This window comes from Christiangramia marina, from assembly GCF_048285865.1.
Classification (GTDB): Bacteria; Bacteroidota; Bacteroidia; order Flavobacteriales; family Flavobacteriaceae; genus Christiangramia; species Christiangramia marina.
Map to the genome: position 1 here is coordinate 457,104 of NZ_JBLVTK010000001.1, position 20,375 is coordinate 477,478.

Genomic DNA, 20,375 nt, shown 5'->3' on the forward strand with positions numbered 1-20,375 from the left:
AGTGCAGTGCTAAAATGAGTGAACAATGCCAGAACCAATAATATTATTGCACTAAAGTTTTCCTTTTTAAATAATCCATTATAAAAAGCTAACAAGACCAAGGCTGTACCAAAATAAAAGCGGGTGCCCGATAGTAAATGATCCAGTGAAAGTGAAAATAAGACTGTTAAAAAACAAAAAAAGAAAATATTGTTTGTTAAATGAATGTTCTCGGATACTTTATTAAAGAGATAAAAGAAAATACCAACAGTAAAAGAGGTTACACAAAACAGCAACAATTGCAACGACAGTCCTAACTTCGCTGTTGAATAGACTAAAAAGTGAAGAATAAAATCTGGTCTCTTATGTGCGGCTAAGTATGAAATAAAATTTTTAAAATCAAATCTTTGGAATTCAAAAAACATTTCAAAATAACGGGCCCTATCATTAGAAACATGAGGGATATATAAATAACTTAAAAATCCAAATACTAAAACCAATAGATAAATACTAAACTGTGATTTTTTATAAATCCCATATAATATTGCCGGCAAGGTCAAAAATGGACTTGCAATAAAAAAGACAGTCTTGGCAAATTTGTCTTCTTTCATTCTATTTTTGAATAAACTTTTCCTCACTTAGAGATAAAAGAAATTTTTTCTTACTTTCATAATCCATCCCTTTAGATTGAAGATTCAATTGAACCATTTTATCTTTAAGATTTCTTACATCACCAACAACCTTAGCGGGATTTCCCGCTACAATAGAATTCTGCGTCACACTTTTGGTTACCACTGTACCTGCACCGATGACGACATTATCACCAATTTTAACGCCTGGCAATATAAGTGCACAACTGCCTATGTAAACGTTATTACCAATAGAAATCTTACCAAAAGTATCCATTAATGGATATTTTTTCCTAAAGACCCAGCCACCTCCATGAGTAAAGAATCGTACATCTTTAGTTATTTGTACATGGTTCCCTATGGTTATGAGATAAGGTTCTGAACCAAAATACTTTGTACCAATCACACATTCATCGCCAATATTAACCCCTAAATAATGAGCATAGCGCAATGGAGACCAAAACGTTTTTCTATAAAAATTTAATAATCTATTGACCACTTTTAATTATTTTCAATACCGCCGTTAAATCTTTTTCTAGATTAGAAATTTCAAATACCCTAATAGTAAGTAGAAAAATTAATATCAATACCGGAAACAGGTAAAAGGATTGATAGTTTTCCAGACCAAATAAGTTGTCTATTAAGAAACCAATTAATGCAGTACCTAATGAGATAAAAGCCACTTTAATTACAAGTATAACTTCATACCAGGAAAAATTATTTTGTACCCTTCGGGATTCATAATAATTAATGAAAAAACTAATAATACTAGTTACTAAAAAGCCATATAAAAGGATTTCAATACTTTTTAAGAGTACTCCAATAAGGATTGAAATGCTCTGAATAGATTTTTTGATTATTTCGAGGTATAGAATTTTTTCTGTTCTGTCAAACACCTTAAATATTATCCTATTAAACATCTCCTGCATATAAAAATAGGATGCAATTATTAAAACCTGCATATAAAATACCGCTTCCAACCATTTTTCTCCATATAACAATAAAATGATATTATGGGCATAGAAATAAACCAGCAAACAGATTAATCCTACGGCAATTGTAAATAAGGTAACTATCCTCCGATAATATGTTTGAAATTGCCCTGAGTCATCTTGCAACTTGGATAAAGAGGAAAAAACAACTCCTAAAGTGGTTGATTTTATAATTTTAACCGGAACTTCTTGCAGTTTCTTACCCTGATAGAAAAATCCAGTTTGACTTATTGCAAAATACTTACCGAGGATTAATTGATAAAGATTGTCGAAACCTGTATTTAAAAGAGAGGATAGCGTAGTATTTACTCCAAATTTATACAATTTTTGAAACGAGGTTTTACTGAAATAAATCGTCTTGACAGGCCCCTCAAAAATCCACAACAAAACAGTTAAAAAAAGTGATGTTGCAATTTGCATAATAACTATAGACCAAACCCCTGCGTTATAATAAGCTAATGCAATACCAATAACGGCGGCAAAAAATATGGCTATAAATTCGTATAGTGCTTTCTTTTTAAATTCTAAGTTTTTTACCAACCTAGCATTCTGAGTAATCTGTAAAGCGTTAATAAAAAGTATGCTAGAGGTAACGATTAAAATATGTTTTAACTCTGAATCGTTATAAAAATCTGCAATACTTCCAGAGAATGATATCAAAAGAAGCATTAGAGTCAAGGAAACACCTAGGTTGAATACAAATACAGTTGAAAAATCAATCTCAGTAGCTTCATTATTCCTTATTAAAGCACCTGATAGGCCCGACTCAGTTAAAACCTTCGCCAGGACAATAAAAAACATTACGATACCTACTTGTCCAAATTCATATGGAGACAAGAGCCTAGCTAAAATAATGTTCGCTAGCAAACCAATAATTAAATAACCACTTTGACCTAAGAAAGACCATAAGAACCCGGTAATGATATTACGTTTGAATGCTTTACTCATAAAATCTCAGAAAAAAATCCTAAAATTTGAAATACTGAAGAAGTTTACTTTCTTTTAAATTGACAATTTTCCATGGTTCTTTTGTATTTAAAATAGAAATAATAGTTTCATCAATATAAAACGTAATTATACAAGCAAGGATAATTGAAATTAAGAGAGGCGTTACTAACAGGATAAAAAAGTTTTCGATACCAGCATTAATTAATTTTAATTGAATAGTATAACCTAATTATTGATAAATTAAATATAGAGCGTAAGATATTTTTCCAAAAAAATATTAGTAGCGAAATTTTAAGGAATTTCCAGCTTTTCAATTACCAATAGATACAATATGCCTACTAATATTGAAATGACCACAAAAAATTCTAGACTATCATAAACAATGTCAGTCCTGTTACCAGGACATTCTTTCCAACTAAATGTCTAAACTGCTCGTGTTGCATTAAAGTTTTCTGTTTACCTGTTCCAAAATGCCCTTTACATCGTAAACCACAGCATACTCTTCTTTTAAAGTGTCTAGATTCATTTGCAAAAACTCGTTATGAGCAACTGTCAAAACTACCGCATCAAACTTTTGCCCTTCGACAAGCTCAGGACTGCAAGTAAGATTATATTCGCGTAGTACCTCTGCCGGGTTGGCCAGCGGATCGTAAATGGTTACCTCGGTGCCGTAAGATTGCAGTTCTTTAACCACATCTACCACTTTGGTATTCCGCACATCGGGGCAATTCTCTTTAAAAGTAATGCCCAATACCAAAATTTTAGCTCCTTTAACTTTTAGATCATCTGTGAGCATCAGCTTAATAACTTCAGAAGCTACATATTTTCCCATAGAATCGTTCATTCTTCTTCCAGCCAAAATGATCTCTGGATGATACCCCATTTCTTGAGCTTTTTGAGCCAGGTAATATGGGTCAACGCCAATACAGTGTCCGCCCACAAGCCCGGGTTTAAAAGGTAAAAAATTCCATTTGGTACCTGCTGCTTCCAATACATCATTAGTATCGATCTCCATTTTATTAAAGATCTTGGCCAATTCATTTACAAAAGCTATATTGATATCACGTTGAGAGTTCTCAATAACCTTAGCAGCCTCAGCCACTTTAATAGTCGGTGCTAAATGAGTTCCCGCCGTGATGACGCTTTTATAAAGCTCATCTACTTTCTTTCCAACTTCAGGAGTAGAACCGGCAGTTACTTTTAATATCTTTTCTACGGTATGCTCTTTATCTCCAGGGTTAATACGTTCAGGTGAATAACCTACAAAGAAATCTTCGTTGAACTTGAGCCCGCTAACTCGCTCCAGAACCGGCACACATTCATCTTCAGTTACACCCGGATATACCGTAGACTCATAAATAACGGTATCTCCTTTTTTTAGCACGCTAGCTACGGCCTCACTACTTTTATAGAGCGGGGTAAGATCTGGTCGGTTGTTTTTATCTATGGGAGTAGGAACGGTAATGATGTAATAGTTACAATTAGAAATATCACCAAGATCTGAGGTACAATACAAACCATTTTGAGCCTCCGCTTCTTGTTCGTCGTCACCAGACTCGAATCCATTTACCCCAGAATCACTTAGTTGTAAATGCAAGGAAGGTTTAGCTGCGAAAGGATAAATTTTTAAAAGTACACTTTGTAGAACGTCATCCTCCACTTCTAAAGTAGCATCATGACCCTTTCTTAGTTCTTCAACTCTTTTTAAATTGATATCTAATCCTACTACAGGATATTTGGTTGCAAATAATCTCGCCAATGGGAGTCCTACATATCCCAGGCCTATCACAGCTATTCTTGGTTGTTCCGTAAACATTGAATTTAATATGTATTAATTTGAAAACAGGGCTTCGCCGCCGTGAGTCACATAACGTAACTCCCGTAAAAAATTTAAATAAAACCTGAGGGAAAATCCTTAGTCGGGATCGACCAAGAACACATAAGTAGGGTTAAGAGGTTTCAGGTTGATTAGAAACAGCAAAATTAGGTTCGTTTATCGTCTTGTAAAAATTTAAGTTGTTAAAATTTTAACGATGAATCGAGGAGATTTCCCCCTCAGTTGTTCCTAAATGCAGATTTTTAAAGATTCAGTAAAAAATAGTGGATATAGATGATAATTTGATATTAATTTTATCTTAAAAATAGAGATCAACTAACTGACTGGCCTATATTATTTTTAGGTTATGGAGTGTATCGTAATTTTCATTGCTTCTTCAAATTCTGCTGTTGCTTTCCAGTTTAATTGTGACTTCATCTTTCCGGCGTCAATGGCATATCTTAAATCATGACCCGCCCGATCTTTTACAAAGGTGATCTGTTCACTGTAACTTCCGGAATCCTTCGGTTTTAGTTCATCCAGCAATTTACATATCCTATGGGCAAGCTCTATATTCTGCATTTCTGTATCACCTCCAATATTATACACTTCGCCTGCTTTGCCTTCCGCATAAACCAGACTAATCGCTTTTACATGATCTAAAACAAATAACCAGTCACGCACATTTTTTCCGTTACCATAAATAGGAATATCATCTCCGCTTACGGCCTTACGAATGATGGTTGGAATCAATTTTTCTTTATGCTGTTTTGGTCCGTAATTATTGGAGCAATTCGTAATTACCGTATTCATTCCATACGTATGATGATAACTGCGCACTACCATGTCTGAAGCGGCCTTGCTAGCCGAATAAGGAGAATTTGGAGCATAGGGGGTTTCTTCAGTAAAATACCCGGTTTCCCCAAGACTTCCATACACTTCATCTGTTGAAATATGATGGAATCTGCAATTTTTAAATTCTTCTTTATATTCGAACGGCGCTTTCATCCAGGTTTTGAAGGCAACATCCAGAAGATTGAATGTTCCGTTCACATTGGTTTCGATAAAAACACCCGGATTGCTAATGGAATTATCCACATGGGATTCCGCCGCAAAATGTATCACTCCGGTTATATGATTTTCCTGAAAGATCTTTTCCAGCAGTTCACGGTTTCGGATGTCTCCTTTAATAAAGGTATAATGAGGATTGGCTTCCACTTCGCTTAGATTCTCCAGATTACCCGCATAGGTAAGCGCATCCAGGTTAATAATATGCTGTTCTGGATTCTGCTCCAGGTAATAGGGTATAAAATTAGACCCTATAAAACCTGCACCACCGGTAATCAGGATCGTTTTGTTTAGATTGCTCATCGTCCCGCTCTCTTTAGTAAATATTCTCCATAGGATGATTTCCCCAGTGTTTTTGCCAGTTGTGCCAGATCCTGCTTGCTGATATAACCTTTTTCATAAGCGATCTCTTCCAGGCAGGCTACTTTAAGTCCCTGTCTTTTTTCCAGGGTATGTATAAAATTCCCTGCTTCCAGCATAGATTCATGAGTTCCCGTATCCAGCCAGGCGTAACCCCTGTGCATGATCTCCATTTTCAAATTTTGATCTTCCAGATATGACTGGATCACCGAAGTGATCTCCAGTTCACCTCTTTTGCTGGGCTTTACATTCTTAGCGACTTCCACAACAGAATTTGGGAAAAAGTACAGTCCTACGATCGCATAATTGGATTTTGGTAATTCCGGCTTCTCTTCCACGCTGATTACGTTACCTTCAGCATCAAATTCTGCTACCCCATACCTCGATGGCTCGTTGACATAGTATCCAAAAACTCCGGCTTTCTGCTCCTGTTCCACCGTAGCGACCGACTTCCGAAGTAAACTTGTAAATCCATGCCCATAGAAAATATTATCTCCCAGGATCAAAGCAACATCATCACCATCTATGAATTCTTCTCCAATGATAAAAGCCTGCGCAAGACCATCTGGTGATTCCTGTACCGCATATTGAAAGTCCATGCCCAGGTCGTTCCCATCACCCAGCAGTTTTTCAAAATTGCTGCGATCCTCCGGGGTCGTAATGATCAAAACTTCCCTGATCCCGGCCAGCATCAGGACCGAAAGCGGATAATAGATCATGGGTTTGTCATATACATTCAGCAGTTGCTTGGAAACCCCTTTGGTAATAGGATATAACCGGGTGCCTGAACCTCCGGCAAGAATAATTCCTTTCATTTTCTATATTTTAGATCGCCTCGCTGCAAAGCTAGCTATTTCACCAGAAACCAGTTATTCAACAGGTTTTCGCGATTGTACAACATTTCCTTTCCGGTTTTATGATCATATACGGTTTTGCCGGCAAAAGTACAGATCGCCTGTCCTGCTGCCGTATCCCACTCCATGGTAGGAGCAAAACGCGGATACTCATCTGCCTTACCTTCAGCTACCATACACAGCTTTAAAGAACTGCCCTTGGAGATGCTTTCCACTTCTCCATGCTCATCTTTTAGCTTTTCAATATAGTCTTTGGTTTCTTCAGAAAGGTGAGATTTACTTGCAACGACGGTAAAGCTTTTATTCTTATTTTTCTTCGGAAGTTTTACTGCGGAAGCCTCCAGACTTTCCATTCCGTCGAAATCAACAACGTTATCTACTTTGTAGGAACCGGCTTCTTCCGAAGCATAATACAATTCCCGAAGTGCGGGAACATAAATAACTCCCAGTACAGGTTTCTGATCTCTTACCAGGGCAATATTGACCGTAAACTCACCATTCTTTTTAATGAATTCTTTGGTGCCATCGATAGGATCCACGATCCATAGGCTGGACCAGTTCTTACGTTCTCCATAGGAAAGATCTCTTCCTTCTTCTGAAAGCACCGGAATATCTGTTGCTGACAGATGCTGCATAATGATCTTGTGAGAAGCAAGGTCGGCTTTAGTAAGCGGAGAATCATCTCCTTTAAAGTCTACTTCAAAATCTTCGTTCTCGTAAATTTCCATGATCCGCTTTCCCGCTTCCAGCGCAGCTTTGATCGCTATCTCTAAATTATTTTGCATGTCTTTTTTAAAGTAATTTCTCAAATCTTATAAAATATTTCAAACCATTTCAGGTATTGTCTGATTCCTTCTGCAATAGCAACTTTGGGCTGATAGCCATAACGCTGCATAAGCGGCCGGGAATCTGCCCAGGTTCTATTTACATCCCCCTGCTGCATGGGCATCAAATTCTTTTTAGCCTTGACCCCTAACTGCTTTTCGATCTCCTCAATAAAATCCAGCAACTTTACCGGCTGGCTGTTTCCAATATTAAATATGCGGTTTAGTGCATTCTTATTAGTATCCGAATCATTGATTACTGCGCTCACTCCGTGGATGATATCATCTACAAAAGTAAAGTCTCTCTCCAGGTTTCCTTCGTTAAACACCCGAATAGATTCTCCATTTTTAATTGCATTTACAAATAGAAACATCGCCATATCTGGTCGTCCCCAGGGTCCATATACTGTAAAAAACCGTAGACCTGTACAGCGAATTCCGTAGAGATGACTATAGGTATACGCCATCAGTTCATTGCTGCGCTTCGTTGCCGCATATAAACTAATAGGCTCATCTACTCTATCTTCTTCGGAAAATGGAACTTTTTTGTTCTGTCCATATACGCTGGAAGAACTGGCATACACAAAATCTTTAATGTTATAAAGTCGGCAGCATTCCAGAATGTTGGCAAACCCCACAAGATTACTGTCTATATATGCCTGAGGATTTTCAATGCTATAGCGTACTCCCGCCTGCGCAGCAAGATTACACACCAGATCAAACTGGTAAGCTTTAAAAATTCCAGGTAAATTTTCGCGATCCTGAAGGTCCATTTTATAGAAAATGAAATCGGGATACTGCTGACTCTTCACCGGCTGATTATATGCAGAATCTGCCGCTACATTAACTCCTAATTCAGCAAGACGTGCAATTTTAAGGGATGGGCAGTAATAATCATTAAGATTATCCAGACCAATTACAGTATGACCTTCCTGCAAAAGTTTTTTGCACAGGTGAAATCCAATAAATCCGGCTGCCCCGGTAACTAATATCTTCATAGAAATTATGAGCTCAAACGATCAAAAACTGCAGAAAACATTCCGTTTCTGTCAGTTCGCTGCTAAAATATTGGAATTAACCGATAAATTATAATTTTAAGAAGCTAAGTGTTCTTAAACTACGTCATGTACACTGGCGGTAAGTATCCAGCCAAGTTCTTCGAGGATCAGCTTTAGCTTTTTATCACCAACTTCTTTGATCACTGCCGTTTGATTGGCCATTTTACCCGATTTAAGTTTGACCTGATCTCCGGGTTTAAACTGGGTAACTTCCAGATCTGAGATCTTATCATTATTAAGCCATGACCGTATAGCTTCGATCTCGGCATCCTTAGCGATCGCCGGTTTATTGAGCCATTGCAAAAAATTCACCACTCCGGGAGCCTCAAACACCCTTGACCTCTCAGCCTCAGTGATATTTACAAAGATATAGGATCTGAATAATGGAACGGTAACTTTCTTCTTACGGTCGCTCCATTGACGGACTTCCACGATCGTAGGGCAGAATACCTCTACTCCCATTTTGGAGAGATATTCTGAAGTTTTGATTTCGTGTTGTGATCTTGTTCTTGCTACATACCACGGCATACTGCGATAGATTTAATGAGTATTCGATTTCACAGTAGGGTCTTGAAATTATGAGTGTACAAAGTTCGTTATTTTAAACCTGCGGAACAATTTTTTAGAAGGCTGAAAACCATTGCGTCAGAATATCGGTTTTTAAATGAATGATTCTAAAGAGGTGTTTCCAGGAATACCGGACCATATTGGAAGTGACTTCAGGAACCTGAATATTCTATAGTTTTAAAAATTAAATTTTGGATTCGCAGCCTTCCGAAAAAGTAAGAAGACTTTTGATATATTGGTTGATGTAAATTGGTGATTTGACTTCGACAGGCTTCCTTCGACAGTCTTCCTTCGAAAAGCTCAAGATGGCGGCAATGTCTTTTCTAAAACCTATTATTTGATAATAAATATTGGTATAATAAACGACCTCCTATTCTCTGATTTTCTTTAACACACATCCTTCGAAAGGTTCAGGATGGTGGTATGATTTTCTCTATAATAGTTGTTATAGAAATTAGAGAGCGGATTCGCACATATTGGGTTTACTCCTTTTTTACATTATCTCAAACCGGTTTCGGGTTAAATGTTACTCAGATCCTGTTGCCAATGATAGTTATTATCTCAAAGGAATTTTTAAATTCTCTGTAATAGGTGGAATCTGATCCACAAACATATCTTAGGTAACCAGGTTTTATAAAATCAATAGATTCGAATGCGAAAGGTTGTTCTGCAATCATATCGAAGTATTCGAAAAACCTCTCAAAATATTTGTCGGCTTGAATAACTCCGAATCGCTTTATTCCAAATTGATGAATTCTAATTAATTCTTCTTAGTAAGATTACTTAATTTGTAATTATTCATTAAGCAAAGATTTCGATTACGTTAGAATTTGTTCTTTACTGTCTTTAGTAAATCCGCTTTTCTCAGCTTTCTCAATCTTGCCCTCGGCATAATCAATCTGAATTTGTTGATTTCGGGCTTGTCTTATCAAGTCATTTAACAGTTCACTTTTGTTGGAATATTTTTGATTATCAACTTGAGATTTTAGCCACTCATCATTTGGCTTTGTGAAGAAAATACCTTGTCTGGACATCATAGCTGGTTTGTTGTAAAGTTGCATCCAAATCGCATCAGACACGAATTATCCAAACAAATATTCTATAGAATAAAGTTTTGATGAAATAACTTCGTTCGACAGGCTTCCCTGGACAAGCTCAGGATGGCCGCATAAGCATCTAAAATGTCGTAGGAAAATATCCTAAGATTTACTGATATGAAATTTCATTTCATAAACAACTTCAAGAGTATCCTTAGGCAAGCACCTTTCTTCAAGCTTCCCTCGACAGGCTCGGGACACGCTCCTTGCCCTGATAATTTGTAAAACAAAAAAACCCAAACTTTTCAGTTTGGGTTTTTAACATTTTTGTTGGCCTACTAGGGCTCGAACCTAGACTCTTCTGGACCAAAACCAGACGTGTTGCCAGTTACACCATAGGCCAATGCTTAAATGCGGATGCAAATTTAAGACAAAGTTTCTATCGCACAAACTTTTTCAAAAAGATTTTCATTAAAATTTCAATTTTTTTTGAAAGCACATTTTTTCTATTCATTTCCAGACACTTCCAAAATATTCGCTTTTCCATTGCGTTTGTAAAGCATTCAGCATATTATTATTAAATTCGCCACTTCAGTAGAATTACACGAGTATTTATGACAGATTTCAACTTTAGTAAGTGGAATAAGATCTTGGGATGGCTGGTTTTTCTTATTGCCCTCACCACCTATACACTTACTCTTGAACCAACGGCAAGTTTCTGGGATGCCGGTGAATATATTGCTACCTCTGCCAACCTGGAAGTTGGTCATCCACCAGGAGCTCCTTTCTATCAAATGATGGGCGCGTTTTTCGCCACTTTTGCGGCAGACAACACCCAGGTTGCCCTGATGGTTAATTTCATGTCTGGGTTTGCCAGTGCCATAGCCATCATGTTTATGTTCTGGTCTATCAGCTTACTGGTACTAAAGATCGCCGGACCGCGAGAAACTCTTACCGATTCTAAGAAAATAGCGGTTCTGGGTAGCGCCCTCGTTGGCTCCCTCGCATTTACTTTTACCGACAGTTTCTGGTTCAATGCCGTGGAAGCCGAAGTGTACGCCATGGCCGCCTGCTTTATGTCGGTTATGTTCTATTTAGGACTACTCTGGGAACGGGATATGTTCACTCCGCGTGGAAATCGCTGGATCATTCTTATATCCCTGGTGATCGGACTCTCTTTTGGAGTTCACTTTATGGGTCTGTTAACCTTACCGGCAATCGGATTCCTTTATTTCTTTAAAAACTACAAAAAGGTAACCGTCAAGAACTTTATCATCGCCAACATAGTCGTGGTCGCTGTGCTTATGTTTATCTTCAAACTTCTATTACCATACACTCTTACGTTCTTTTCTGCATCAGAATTGTTCTTTACCAATTCCCTGGGAATGCCTTTTAATACGGGAACAGCGATCGCTTTACTTGCGATCATCGCCGTATTCTATTTCCTGATCAATTTCACTCGCAAGCGTAACCTGTACCAGTACAACACACTATTGCTTTGTGTATTATTCGTTCTTATAGGTTTCTCCAGCTGGGTAATGTTACCAGTGCGAAGTAACGCACCAACTGTGATCAATGAAAACAGTCCTGACAATGCACGTGAGCTACTCGCCTATTATAATCGTGAGCAATACGGGGAAACTCATCTATTCTACGGCCCTCAATGGTCTGAGATGTATTCCGGACTTGATGAAGATAATCCTTATCGCGATGGGAAACCTCAATATGAAAAAGACGAGGAGCTTGGAAAGTATGTGATCGTTAATGAATATAAGAACGCACGCCAGAACCTGGATGATGATCATAAGGCTGTTCTGCCAAGAATGTGGAGTACCGAGCATGCTACCAATTATATGGAATTTACCGGTCCTCTGGATTTCACGATCAAACCAGAATTCCAGAGCGAAGAAAGACTTATAAGTGCGATCAATGAATTTCGCACTCAGTTTGCCCGTGGTGAAAGGGATATGGAAGACTACCATAACTTCCTAAGGCAGTTCAGCGATTATATCAATGTCGAAAAACCCTCATTTTCGTCTAACATTAGCTACTTCCTGGAGTACCAGGTTGGCTATATGTACTGGCGTTATTTTATGTGGAACTTCACCGGGAGACAGGATGATATCCAGGGAAAATTCGGAGATCTGCACGGAAACTGGATTAGCGGAATCGATTTTATTGATGAATGGCATATTGGGTCGCAAGAGAATTTACCTTCAGATGTGAAAAATAATAAAGCTCGAAATACCTATTATTTTCTGCCGCTCTTACTCGGACTGATCGGACTCATCTTTCAGCTGAAAAGAGATCAGAAGAATTTCTGGGTGCTAATGGTGTTTTTCCTGTTTACCGGAATTGCGCTTAAAGTTTATCTGAATGAAAGGCCTTTTGAACCAAGAGAACGCGACTATGCACTTGTAGGGTCCTTCTATGTTTTTGCGATCTGGATAGGCTTTGGTGTCTATGCGATCTTCGATAAGCTCAAAGGAATGATAGGTCCTAAAATTCTGGCTCCGGTAGTAGTAATTGCAAGTTTACTTGCCGTACCAACGCTGCTTGCTTCGGAAAACTGGGATGATCATGATCGTTCTGGCAGAGACACTGCGCTAACCATGGCCCGGATGTATCTGGATTCCATCGACGAAAATGCCATTATATTTACCATTGGTGATAATGATACTTTTGCGCTCTGGTATGTTCAGCAAATTGAAAAATACCGAACCGATGTACGTGTAATTAATACAAGTTTACTGGCAACCGACTGGTATATTGACCAGATGAAGCGAAAAGCTTTTGATAGTGATGCGATCCCGTCGCAATTACCACAGGACTGGTATAATGGAAAGAACGATGCAATCTTCCTGCGCGAAGTAACCCAGGACACTGTGGGCATCAAAACCTGGATGAATTATATTCAGAATGAAGATCCAAGAACCATGGCCGAATTACAAAGTGGGTCCATGATCAACACCTTCCCTTCTAAATATGTACGAATTCCGGTAGACAAACAAAATGTACTGGATAATAATATCGTAGACCGTTCTGAAGCAAACGAGATCGTTGATCATATAGATATTGAGATTGGTGACCAGGTGCTTTACAAGAACAGGCTGTTGATGCTCGATATTATTGCCAACAACGATTGGAAACGTCCTATCTATTTTACCGGCGGAAGTTTTGGTGATGACGATTACCTTTGGATGAAAGATTATCTGCAACTGGAAGGAGTCACCTATAAACTGGTTCCTATTCAAACACCTCTTGATCCCCGAAATCCATTCGATATGGGTCGCGTGAATACTGAGAAGATGTACAATATCGTGAAGAACTGGAATTGGGGAAATATGGGATCTTCAGATATTTATCATGATCCTGAAACCCGTAAGAACTCAATTACCTATAGAAGCAACCTGGCAAGACTGACTGAGAATCTTCTTAATGAAGGTGATACTATACATGCGGAAGAGATCCTTGACCTGGGAATGCAACATATGCCGGTCGAGCATTATGAATATTATACGCTACTGGAACCATTTATCACCGGTTACTACGAAGTTAACAAACCTCAAAAAGCGCGTGAGATCTGGGAAAAAGTGACTAAGAAGTACCAGGAGAACCTGAAATTTTATAGCGGCTGGGAAGTAGAACGTCAATACAGGTATGCAGATGAGATCATTACCGATATGGAACGTTACCGCGGCCTGGTTGACATTATGATGGTTTATGAGGATCGTGAGACAGCCAGAGAAAAAGCCGAAGAATTTAACACCTATCTAAAAAAGTTCAGGCATTTCTACCGTGAGGACGAAGAAATAGATGCTGAAGCAAAATCTCCGCAACAGGAGATTCTGGAAGCGCTGGATGGCGCAACTCCCATAGGGCAACCGGACGATTCGGTTTCGCTGCAAAGTGATCAGCAATAAAATTAAACCCGGCCAATTGCGCCGGGTTTTTTATTTTTGAATATCGATGAGTTTATTCCTGCCTAAATATCCTTCAGTCCTGAAACTTCTTTATCCTAAACGTATTTCCAGGATAAAGGATAAAAATGCTATCTATCTCACTTTTGACGATGGCCCAATTCCAGATGTCACGCCATGGGTTCTGGATCTACTCGAAGAGTATTCAGCAAAAGCTACTTTCTTCTGTATTGGAGAGAATGTTGAAAAGCACCCGGAAATTTTCCGAAGTATTTTAGAGAAAGAACACGCTGTGGGAAATCACACATATAATCACCTTAACGGCTGGAAAACTGGCAAAGCTCCTTATATCGAGAATACCCAGAAAACTCAGCAGGTATTTACTGCTAACAAATTCTTCCCAGAGACAAAATTTTTCAGACCACCTTATGGTAAGATCATGAACGCTCAGGCGAGTGACCTTGTGGAAAAAAGCTATAAAATTGTGATGTGGGATGTAATAAGTGGTGATTATGACCACAGTATTTCAGCAGAAAAGTGCTACCGGAATGTCATAAATAATGCTATTGATGGAAGTACGATCGTCTTCCATGATTCAGAAAAGGCATTTAAAAATCTCAGGGAAGTATTACCCAGAGTGATGAGATACTACGCTGAAAAAGGCTTTACTTTCAAAAGTCTTACTGATGCTCCTTTAAAAGACCAATAAGCGTATTTGCATTCTGCTCACCGCTTTGGCGCCACTTCATTTCACCGTCCCTGTAGATCATAAGCGTTGGCAAACCCTTTACTCTTAAGGCTTCAGCAAGCTGAGAATTCTTATCCACATCGATCTTTATGACCTTGGCTTTATCACCTAAAGCGGCCGCGACATCACGTAATACCGGATGCATGGCTTCGGAAGCTTCGCTCCATTCAGCATAAAAATCCAGAAGTACCGGAATGTTCAGATCTACTAGTTCACCAAATTTTGACATAATTCAGTATTTATTTTTTCGGTTATTTACCGTGTTCGCCAGCTATACTCAAATATAGGAAATTCTTTGTATTAAGCTGGTTTAGGTCCTTTTTTCAGTTCGATGACGCTAATTTCGGGCCATATTCCTATTCTACCAGGATATGCCAGAAATCCGAAGCCTCTGTTTACATTAATATAGCGTCCTGCTTCCTCATAAATTCCAGCCCAGTGCTTGTAACGATATTGCACCGGACTCCATTTTAACCAACCCGGGATCTCGATCCCAAATTGCATACCATGCGTATGGCCGCTAAGCGTTAAATGATAATGTTTTTCGTCTTTCCTCACCTCTTCTTCCCAGTGAGAAGGATCGTGACTGAGTAGCACTTTAAAATCTTTACTGGAGAGTCCGCTTCCAGCTTTTTGAAGATCACCGGCTTTTTTAAATCCGCCAATTCCCCAATTCTCTACTCCAACAATTGCTATTTGTTCTCCGTTTCTCTCAATAAGACTGTGTTCATTCAGCATTAACTTCCAGCCCATTTCTGCATGAGTATCCTTCAGGCGTTGTAAATTCTGCTTTTTTGCTTCCGGACTCTCCCACTGCGTATAGTCTCCGTAATCATGATTCCCTAGAATAGAATATACACCGTCCCTGGCATTTACCTGGGAGAATACATCTTTCCAGTTCTCCATTTCTGAAGCTTTATTATTCACAAGATCCCCGGTAAAAACCACCAGATCACTTTCCTGCTCTTTCAAAAGATCCACTCCATACTGTATCTTTTGTTTATTATCGAAACTTCCACTATGCACATCACTAATCTGGCTGATGGTATAACCATCAAAGGACTCAGGAAGATCATCGAAATAAAGTGTATATCGTAACACCCTGAAATTGTATCGACCTTTTACCATTCCGTACAACAAACCAGCAAACGGAATTGCCGCAAGACCCAGAGCCACTGTACTTATAAATTTTCTTCTTGATGGAATAGAAAAACTTTCTGAAGAGCCGAATAATTTTTGAAAACCTGCAAATGGAAGTCTTAGAAAATCCTCCCCCAGCAGAACTAAAGCAAGTACAATTTTCGCTACAAAGAATGCAAGAAAAATACCTATCGCGTAGCCTCTACCACCTCCAAAACCATCATTAGGATTGGGCTGATTAAACTGATAGATAAGATTGGCAATTACGATGATCGAGATCAGGAAATAGAACGAGGCAACCCATACATTCTTTGAAAATACCCGTAAAGCCTGAAAAGCGTAAAGATCTACGATGATGTAGATAACGGCAAGAATTAACCAGCGCATTAAGTAATTTTTTGCGAAGATAATTTTAATTGCAGCGAACCCCAGCTTATTAACGATTCTTTAAGCTCATACTTCTTACAAGCATTCTATTATTCTTTATTTTAAAAGCATGCTTCGAAATATTACTTTTAGCAAGAGATTTAAATCATGAAACGTCGACAATTTCTTCAGAAAACCGGGATCAGCGTAGGAGCACTTAGTGTGAGTTCCAGCTTTTTCCCTCAAAACATATTGAAACCTATGAACACCAAGCCAAAACCAGTTGCGGTCGCTACCTGGAATTTTCAAAATGCCACCAAAAAAGCCGGGTCAATGCTGGAAAATGGTTTTAGCGCCCTGGATGCTGTGGAACAGGGAGTGATGGTGGAAGAGGCCAACCTTAAAAACACTACTGTTGGTGACGGCGGCGCGCCAGACCGTGATGGAAATGTTACTCTGGATGCCTGTATCATGTCCCCCGATGGTGATGCCGGTGCAGTTGTCTACCTTAAAGAGATCGCACATCCCATACAGGTAGCGAGAAAAGTGATGGAAGATACTCCGCATGTCATGCTTGCCGGTGAAGGCGCCTTACAATTTGCCATTCAGCAGGGATTTAAAAAGAAGAACCTGCTCACCGAAAGCTCTGAAAAAGCATGGAAAGAATGGTTGGAACATAAAGAGTACAGACCTATTATTAATATTGAAAACCATGACACCATCGGGATGCTATGTGTGGATGATAAAGGGGATATCGCCGGAGCCTGTACAACTTCCGGACTTTCCTACAAAGTGAATGGCCGTGTTGGTGATTCTCCAATAATTGGTGCTGGTCTTTTTCTCGATAATGAAATTGGTGGAGCTGTAGGTACCGGAATGGGTGAAGCCATTATGAAAAGTGTGGGTAGTTTCCTGATCGTGGAATTAATGCGACAGGGAATGTCTCCACAGGATGCCTGTAAGGAAGCGGTCATGAGAACCGTTCGCAAAGCACCAAATCACAAGGATTTCCAGATCGCATATGTAGCACTCAACAAAGCCGGGGAAATTGGATCTTACTGTATCCACAAAGGCTTCAGTTACGCTAAGTTTCATGAAGGAATTAGCAGCGACAACCTGAGCCCCTCTTATTTGGATTCTTAGTTTTATATCTTTCTGCGGAACGATATAATCTTTGTAATTTTGAGCTAATCACGAATTTTATTAAACATTTCTAATGGCCGATCAAAAACGCCTTTTTTTACTGGACGCTTACGCATTAATTTTCCGAGGATATTATGCTTTTATCAAAAACCCGCGAATTAATTCCAAAGGTTTCAATACTTCTGCGATCATGGGATTTACGAATTCCCTTTTTGATGTTATACGAAGAGAAAAACCAGATCATTTAGCGGTTTGTTTCGATAAGGATGGCAGCGAAGCCAGAACTGAAATGTTCTCAGACTATAAAGCTAATAGGGATGAAACCCCTGAACCTATACGTGAATCTATCCCCGTAATTCAGGAAATTCTTCGCGCTATGCATATTCCCGTGGTGGAATGTGCCGGAATGGAAGCAGATGACATCATTGGAACTCTTGCCAAACAGGCAGAAAAGGAGAACTATAAGGTATATATGGTGACGCCAGACAAGGATTTCGCTCAGCTGGTTTCAGAAAATATTTTCATGTATCGTCCCGCCAGAATGGGTAATGGGATCGAGATCTGGGGAATACCTGAAGTTCAGAAGAAATTTGAGGTGGAACGTCCGGAGCAGGTGATAGATTTCCTCGGAATGATGGGCGACTCTGTAGATAATATTCCAGGACTTCCAGGAGTTGGTGAAAAGACCGCCAAGAAGTTTCTTAAGAAATACGGAAGCATGGAAGGTTTACTGGCAAATACCGATGACCTCAAAGGAAAGATGAAGGAAAAAATCATCGAAAATGCTGAACTAGGGCGATTATCCAAGAAGCTGGCTACCATATTTGTTGACTGTGACGTAAAATTTCATGCTGAAGATTATGAACTTTCCATGCCAGATGGGGACAAGGTGCAGGAGATTTTCGAGGACCTTGAGTTCAGAAGATTGAAAGATCAGTTTTTAAAATTATTTTCAGGACAAGAAGAAAGCACCCCAACACAGGTGAGTAATTCGCCTTCAGCAAAACAAAATGCGCAAACCGCAGGGGCTGGACAGTTTTCGTTATTTGGAGGTGATGGTGAAGAGATCGAACGAACTTCTTCGAGAACAAATCTGGCTGATACTCCCCATTTTTACCAGTTACTCGAAACAGAAATGGCTCAAAAGCTGTTTTTTGAACGACTGCTTATGCAGAAAAGTGTTTGTTTCGATACTGAAACCACAGGATTGAATCCGCTGGATGCAGAATTAGTAGGAATCGCTTTTTCCTGGGAAGCCGGGAAAGGCTACTATCTTCCATTTCCGGAGGAACGCGAGAAAGCACAGGAATTGATCGAAAAAATTCGTCCGTTTTTTGAAAATGAATCCATAGAGAAGATAGGTCAGAATCTTAAATATGATATCAAGGTTCTGGACAAATATCATATCGAAGTGAAATCACCGATCTTTGATACCATGATCGCACATTATCTTATTAATCCAGATATGCGTCATAATATGGATGTTCTGGCCGAAACTTACCTTAATTATACTCCGCAGCCAATTACCGAACTTATTGGAAAAAAAGGTAAGAATCAAAAAAGCATGCGTGATGTAGATCTCAAATCTCAAACTGAATACGGAGTAGAAGATGCCGATATCACTCTTCAGCTAAAAACGCTTTTCGAGAAAGAACTGGAAGATGCAAACACGAAAAAATTATTCAACGAAATTGAAATTCCGCTGGTAGAAGTACTGGCAGATATGGAGCTGGAAGGAATTAATCTGGACGAAAATTACCTGCAATCCCTTTCCGAAGCATTAACCAACGATATAAAGGACCTGGAAGCTAAAATTTATGAGGAAGCAGGCGAAGAATTCCTGATAAGTTCGCCAAAACAACTGGGAATCATTCTTTTTGAAAAAATGGAACTTTCTAAAAAACCCAAGAAAACGAAAACGGGTCAGTATAGCACCAGCGAGGACGTACTTTCTGTTTTAGCTGAAGAGAACCCGATCGTTCAACATGTACTGGATTACCGCGGACTTGTTAAATTACAGAACACCTACGTGGATGCGCTGCCAAATCAGGTAGAAAAAACGACCGGCCGTGTGCATACCGAATATATGCAAACTATCGCGGCTACCGGAAGGCTGAGTTCCAACAACCCGAACTTACAAAACATCCCGATTAGAACAGAACGGGGCAGACAGGTTAGAAAAGCTTTCGTTCCCAGGGATGAAAATTTCGTCCTGTTAGCCGCCGATTATTCCCAGATCGAATTACGTATTATCGCCGCTTTAAGTGATGAAGAAAATATGATCAAGGCCTTTAAAGAAGGTGAAGATATTCATGCCTCCACCGCTGCAAAGGTATTCAACGTGCCATTGGAAGAAGTTACTCGTGAACAACGAAGCAACGCCAAAACGGTGAATTTTGGGATCATTTATGGTGTTTCAGCTTTTGGGTTGAGCAACCAAACTTCTCTCTCCCGTAGTGAAGCGAAAGATTTGATCGACACCTATTATAAGACTTATCCTAAACTGAGTAGTTATATTGCAGACCAGGTAGAGTTTGCAAGACAGAATGGGTATGTAAGTACTGTACTGGGACGCCGACGCTATTTGAAAGATATCAATTCAAGAAACCAGGTGGTTCGTGGTGCTGCGGAAAGAAACGCTGTGAATGCACCAATTCAGGGTAGTGCAGCAGACATCATCAAACTAGCCATGATCAATATTCACAAAAAACTGAAAGCTGGAAACTATAAAACACGTATGCTGTTACAGGTTCATGATGAACTGGTGTTCGACGCTCACAAGGAAGAACTGGAAGAGATGAAAACCATGATTCGAAAAGAAATGGAAAACGCCTACAAACTTCAGGTCCCTTTGGATGTAGAAATAGGAATTGGACAGAACTGGCTGGAAGCTCATTAGGAGACAGTAAATATTTTTAACTAAAAA

16 protein-coding genes and 1 tRNA gene are annotated in these 20,375 nt (G+C 39.2%); 4 read left to right on the forward strand and 13 right to left on the reverse strand.

Translation table 11 applies throughout. The features are described from left to right. The 11 genes from ACNKXS_RS02045 to ACNKXS_RS02095 form a co-directional block, all read right to left on the reverse strand. Positions 1-590: EpsG family protein (locus ACNKXS_RS02045; protein ID WP_417919418.1), on the reverse strand; the 590-nt coding region annotated here is incomplete at its 3' end. Position 591: 1 nt separating this feature from the next. After that, the gene (locus ACNKXS_RS02050) at positions 592-1,107 is read right to left on the reverse strand and encodes an acyltransferase (RefSeq protein WP_417919419.1); all 516 of its coding nucleotides are present in this window, start codon (positions 1,105-1,107) and stop codon (positions 592-594) included. Then, positions 1,097-2,548, reverse strand: coding sequence for a lipopolysaccharide biosynthesis protein (locus tag ACNKXS_RS02055; RefSeq protein WP_417919420.1), 1,452 nt, complete (start codon positions 2,546-2,548; stop codon positions 1,097-1,099). The genes ACNKXS_RS02050 and ACNKXS_RS02055 overlap by 11 nt, the downstream gene beginning before the upstream one ends. 442 nt (positions 2,549-2,990) lie before the next feature. Then, a complete protein-coding gene (locus ACNKXS_RS02060) occupies positions 2,991-4,364 on the reverse strand; it encodes a nucleotide sugar dehydrogenase (protein WP_417919421.1) in 1,374 nt (457 codons plus the stop codon). Positions 4,365-4,724: 360 nt separating this feature from the next. After that, positions 4,725-5,735, reverse strand: coding sequence for a dTDP-glucose 4,6-dehydratase (gene rfbB / locus ACNKXS_RS02065; RefSeq protein ID WP_417919422.1), 1,011 nt, complete (start codon positions 5,733-5,735; stop codon positions 4,725-4,727). Then, positions 5,732-6,607: a glucose-1-phosphate thymidylyltransferase RfbA gene (rfbA, locus tag ACNKXS_RS02070; RefSeq protein WP_417919423.1), complete on the reverse strand. Its 876-nt coding sequence runs from the start codon at positions 6,605-6,607 to the stop codon at positions 5,732-5,734. The genes rfbB and rfbA overlap by 4 nt, the downstream gene beginning before the upstream one ends. 35 nt (positions 6,608-6,642) lie before the next feature. Continuing rightward, a complete protein-coding gene (cysQ, locus tag ACNKXS_RS02075) occupies positions 6,643-7,431 on the reverse strand; it encodes a 3'(2'),5'-bisphosphate nucleotidase CysQ (protein WP_417919424.1) in 789 nt (262 codons plus the stop codon). Between the two features lie 20 nt (positions 7,432-7,451). Next, complete coding sequence (locus ACNKXS_RS02080) at positions 7,452-8,468, reverse strand: NAD-dependent epimerase (protein ID WP_417919425.1); 1,017 nt, start codon at positions 8,466-8,468, stop codon at positions 7,452-7,454. A 114-nt stretch (positions 8,469-8,582) separates the two neighbouring features. Beyond that, positions 8,583-9,056 (reverse strand): UpxY family transcription antiterminator, encoded by a 474-nt coding sequence (locus ACNKXS_RS02085; RefSeq protein WP_298527599.1) that lies wholly within the window; start codon positions 9,054-9,056, stop codon positions 8,583-8,585. Between the two features lie 857 nt (positions 9,057-9,913). Beyond that, positions 9,914-10,174, reverse strand: coding sequence for a ribbon-helix-helix domain-containing protein (locus tag ACNKXS_RS02090; RefSeq protein ID WP_417919426.1), 261 nt, complete (start codon positions 10,172-10,174; stop codon positions 9,914-9,916). Between the two features lie 288 nt (positions 10,175-10,462). Next, a tRNA-Gln gene (locus tag ACNKXS_RS02095) sits at positions 10,463-10,535 on the reverse strand. Between the two features lie 211 nt (positions 10,536-10,746). Between ACNKXS_RS02095 and ACNKXS_RS02100 the strand changes: the two genes are divergently transcribed. Together ACNKXS_RS02100 and ACNKXS_RS02105 are read left to right on the forward strand one after the other, a co-directional pair. Next, the gene (locus ACNKXS_RS02100) at positions 10,747-14,055 is read left to right on the forward strand and encodes a DUF2723 domain-containing protein (RefSeq protein ID WP_417919427.1); all 3,309 of its coding nucleotides are present in this window, start codon (positions 10,747-10,749) and stop codon (positions 14,053-14,055) included. Positions 14,056-14,101: 46 nt separating this feature from the next. Beyond that, a complete protein-coding gene (locus ACNKXS_RS02105) occupies positions 14,102-14,761 on the forward strand; it encodes a polysaccharide deacetylase family protein (protein ID WP_417919428.1) in 660 nt (219 codons plus the stop codon). On the opposite strand, the gene ACNKXS_RS02110 is transcribed toward ACNKXS_RS02105, so the two are convergent. Together ACNKXS_RS02110 and ACNKXS_RS02115 are read right to left on the reverse strand one after the other, a co-directional pair. After that, on the reverse strand, positions 14,733-15,029 hold the full coding sequence (locus ACNKXS_RS02110; protein WP_141878856.1) for a thioredoxin family protein: 297 nt from the start codon (positions 15,027-15,029) through the stop codon (positions 14,733-14,735). The genes ACNKXS_RS02105 and ACNKXS_RS02110 overlap by 29 nt on opposite strands. Positions 15,030-15,100: 71 nt before the next feature. Next, a complete protein-coding gene (locus ACNKXS_RS02115) occupies positions 15,101-16,327 on the reverse strand; it encodes a metallophosphoesterase (protein WP_417919429.1) in 1,227 nt (408 codons plus the stop codon). A gap of 147 nt (positions 16,328-16,474) precedes the next feature. Here ACNKXS_RS02115 and ACNKXS_RS02120 point away from each other — a divergent pair, with 147 nt between their 5' ends. Both ACNKXS_RS02120 and polA read left to right on the forward strand, forming a co-directional pair. Then, positions 16,475-17,449, forward strand: coding sequence for a glycosylasparaginase (locus tag ACNKXS_RS02120; protein WP_417919430.1), 975 nt, complete (start codon positions 16,475-16,477; stop codon positions 17,447-17,449). Between the two features lie 73 nt (positions 17,450-17,522). Beyond that, the gene (polA, locus tag ACNKXS_RS02125) at positions 17,523-20,348 is read left to right on the forward strand and encodes a DNA polymerase I (protein WP_417919431.1); all 2,826 of its coding nucleotides are present in this window, start codon (positions 17,523-17,525) and stop codon (positions 20,346-20,348) included. Positions 20,349-20,375: the final 27 nt, after the last annotated feature.

Coding starts and splice junctions, on each gene's coding strand:
- ACNKXS_RS02055 (WP_417919420.1), bottom strand. CDS start 2,548: ATGAGTAAAGCATTCAAACGTAATATCATTACCGGGTTCTTATGGTCT.
- ACNKXS_RS02060 (WP_417919421.1), bottom strand. CDS start 4,364: ATGTTTACGGAACAACCAAGAATAGCTGTGATAGGCCTGGGATATGTA.
- rfbB (WP_417919422.1), bottom strand. CDS start 5,735: ATGAGCAATCTAAACAAAACGATCCTGATTACCGGTGGTGCAGGTTTT.
- rfbA (WP_417919423.1), bottom strand. CDS start 6,607: ATGAAAGGAATTATTCTTGCCGGAGGTTCAGGCACCCGGTTATATCCT.
- cysQ (WP_417919424.1), bottom strand. CDS start 7,431: ATGCAAAATAATTTAGAGATAGCGATCAAAGCTGCGCTGGAAGCGGGA.
- ACNKXS_RS02080 (WP_417919425.1), bottom strand. CDS start 8,468: ATGAAGATATTAGTTACCGGGGCAGCCGGATTTATTGGATTTCACCTG.
- ACNKXS_RS02085 (WP_298527599.1), bottom strand. CDS start 9,056: ATGCCGTGGTATGTAGCAAGAACAAGATCACAACACGAAATCAAAACT.
- ACNKXS_RS02100 (WP_417919427.1), top strand. CDS start 10,747: ATGACAGATTTCAACTTTAGTAAGTGGAATAAGATCTTGGGATGGCTG.
- ACNKXS_RS02105 (WP_417919428.1), top strand. CDS start 14,102: ATGAGTTTATTCCTGCCTAAATATCCTTCAGTCCTGAAACTTCTTTAT.
- ACNKXS_RS02110 (WP_141878856.1), bottom strand. CDS start 15,029: ATGTCAAAATTTGGTGAACTAGTAGATCTGAACATTCCGGTACTTCTG.
- ACNKXS_RS02115 (WP_417919429.1), bottom strand. CDS start 16,327: ATGCGCTGGTTAATTCTTGCCGTTATCTACATCATCGTAGATCTTTAC.
- ACNKXS_RS02120 (WP_417919430.1), top strand. CDS start 16,475: ATGAAACGTCGACAATTTCTTCAGAAAACCGGGATCAGCGTAGGAGCA.
- polA (WP_417919431.1), top strand. CDS start 17,523: ATGGCCGATCAAAAACGCCTTTTTTTACTGGACGCTTACGCATTAATT.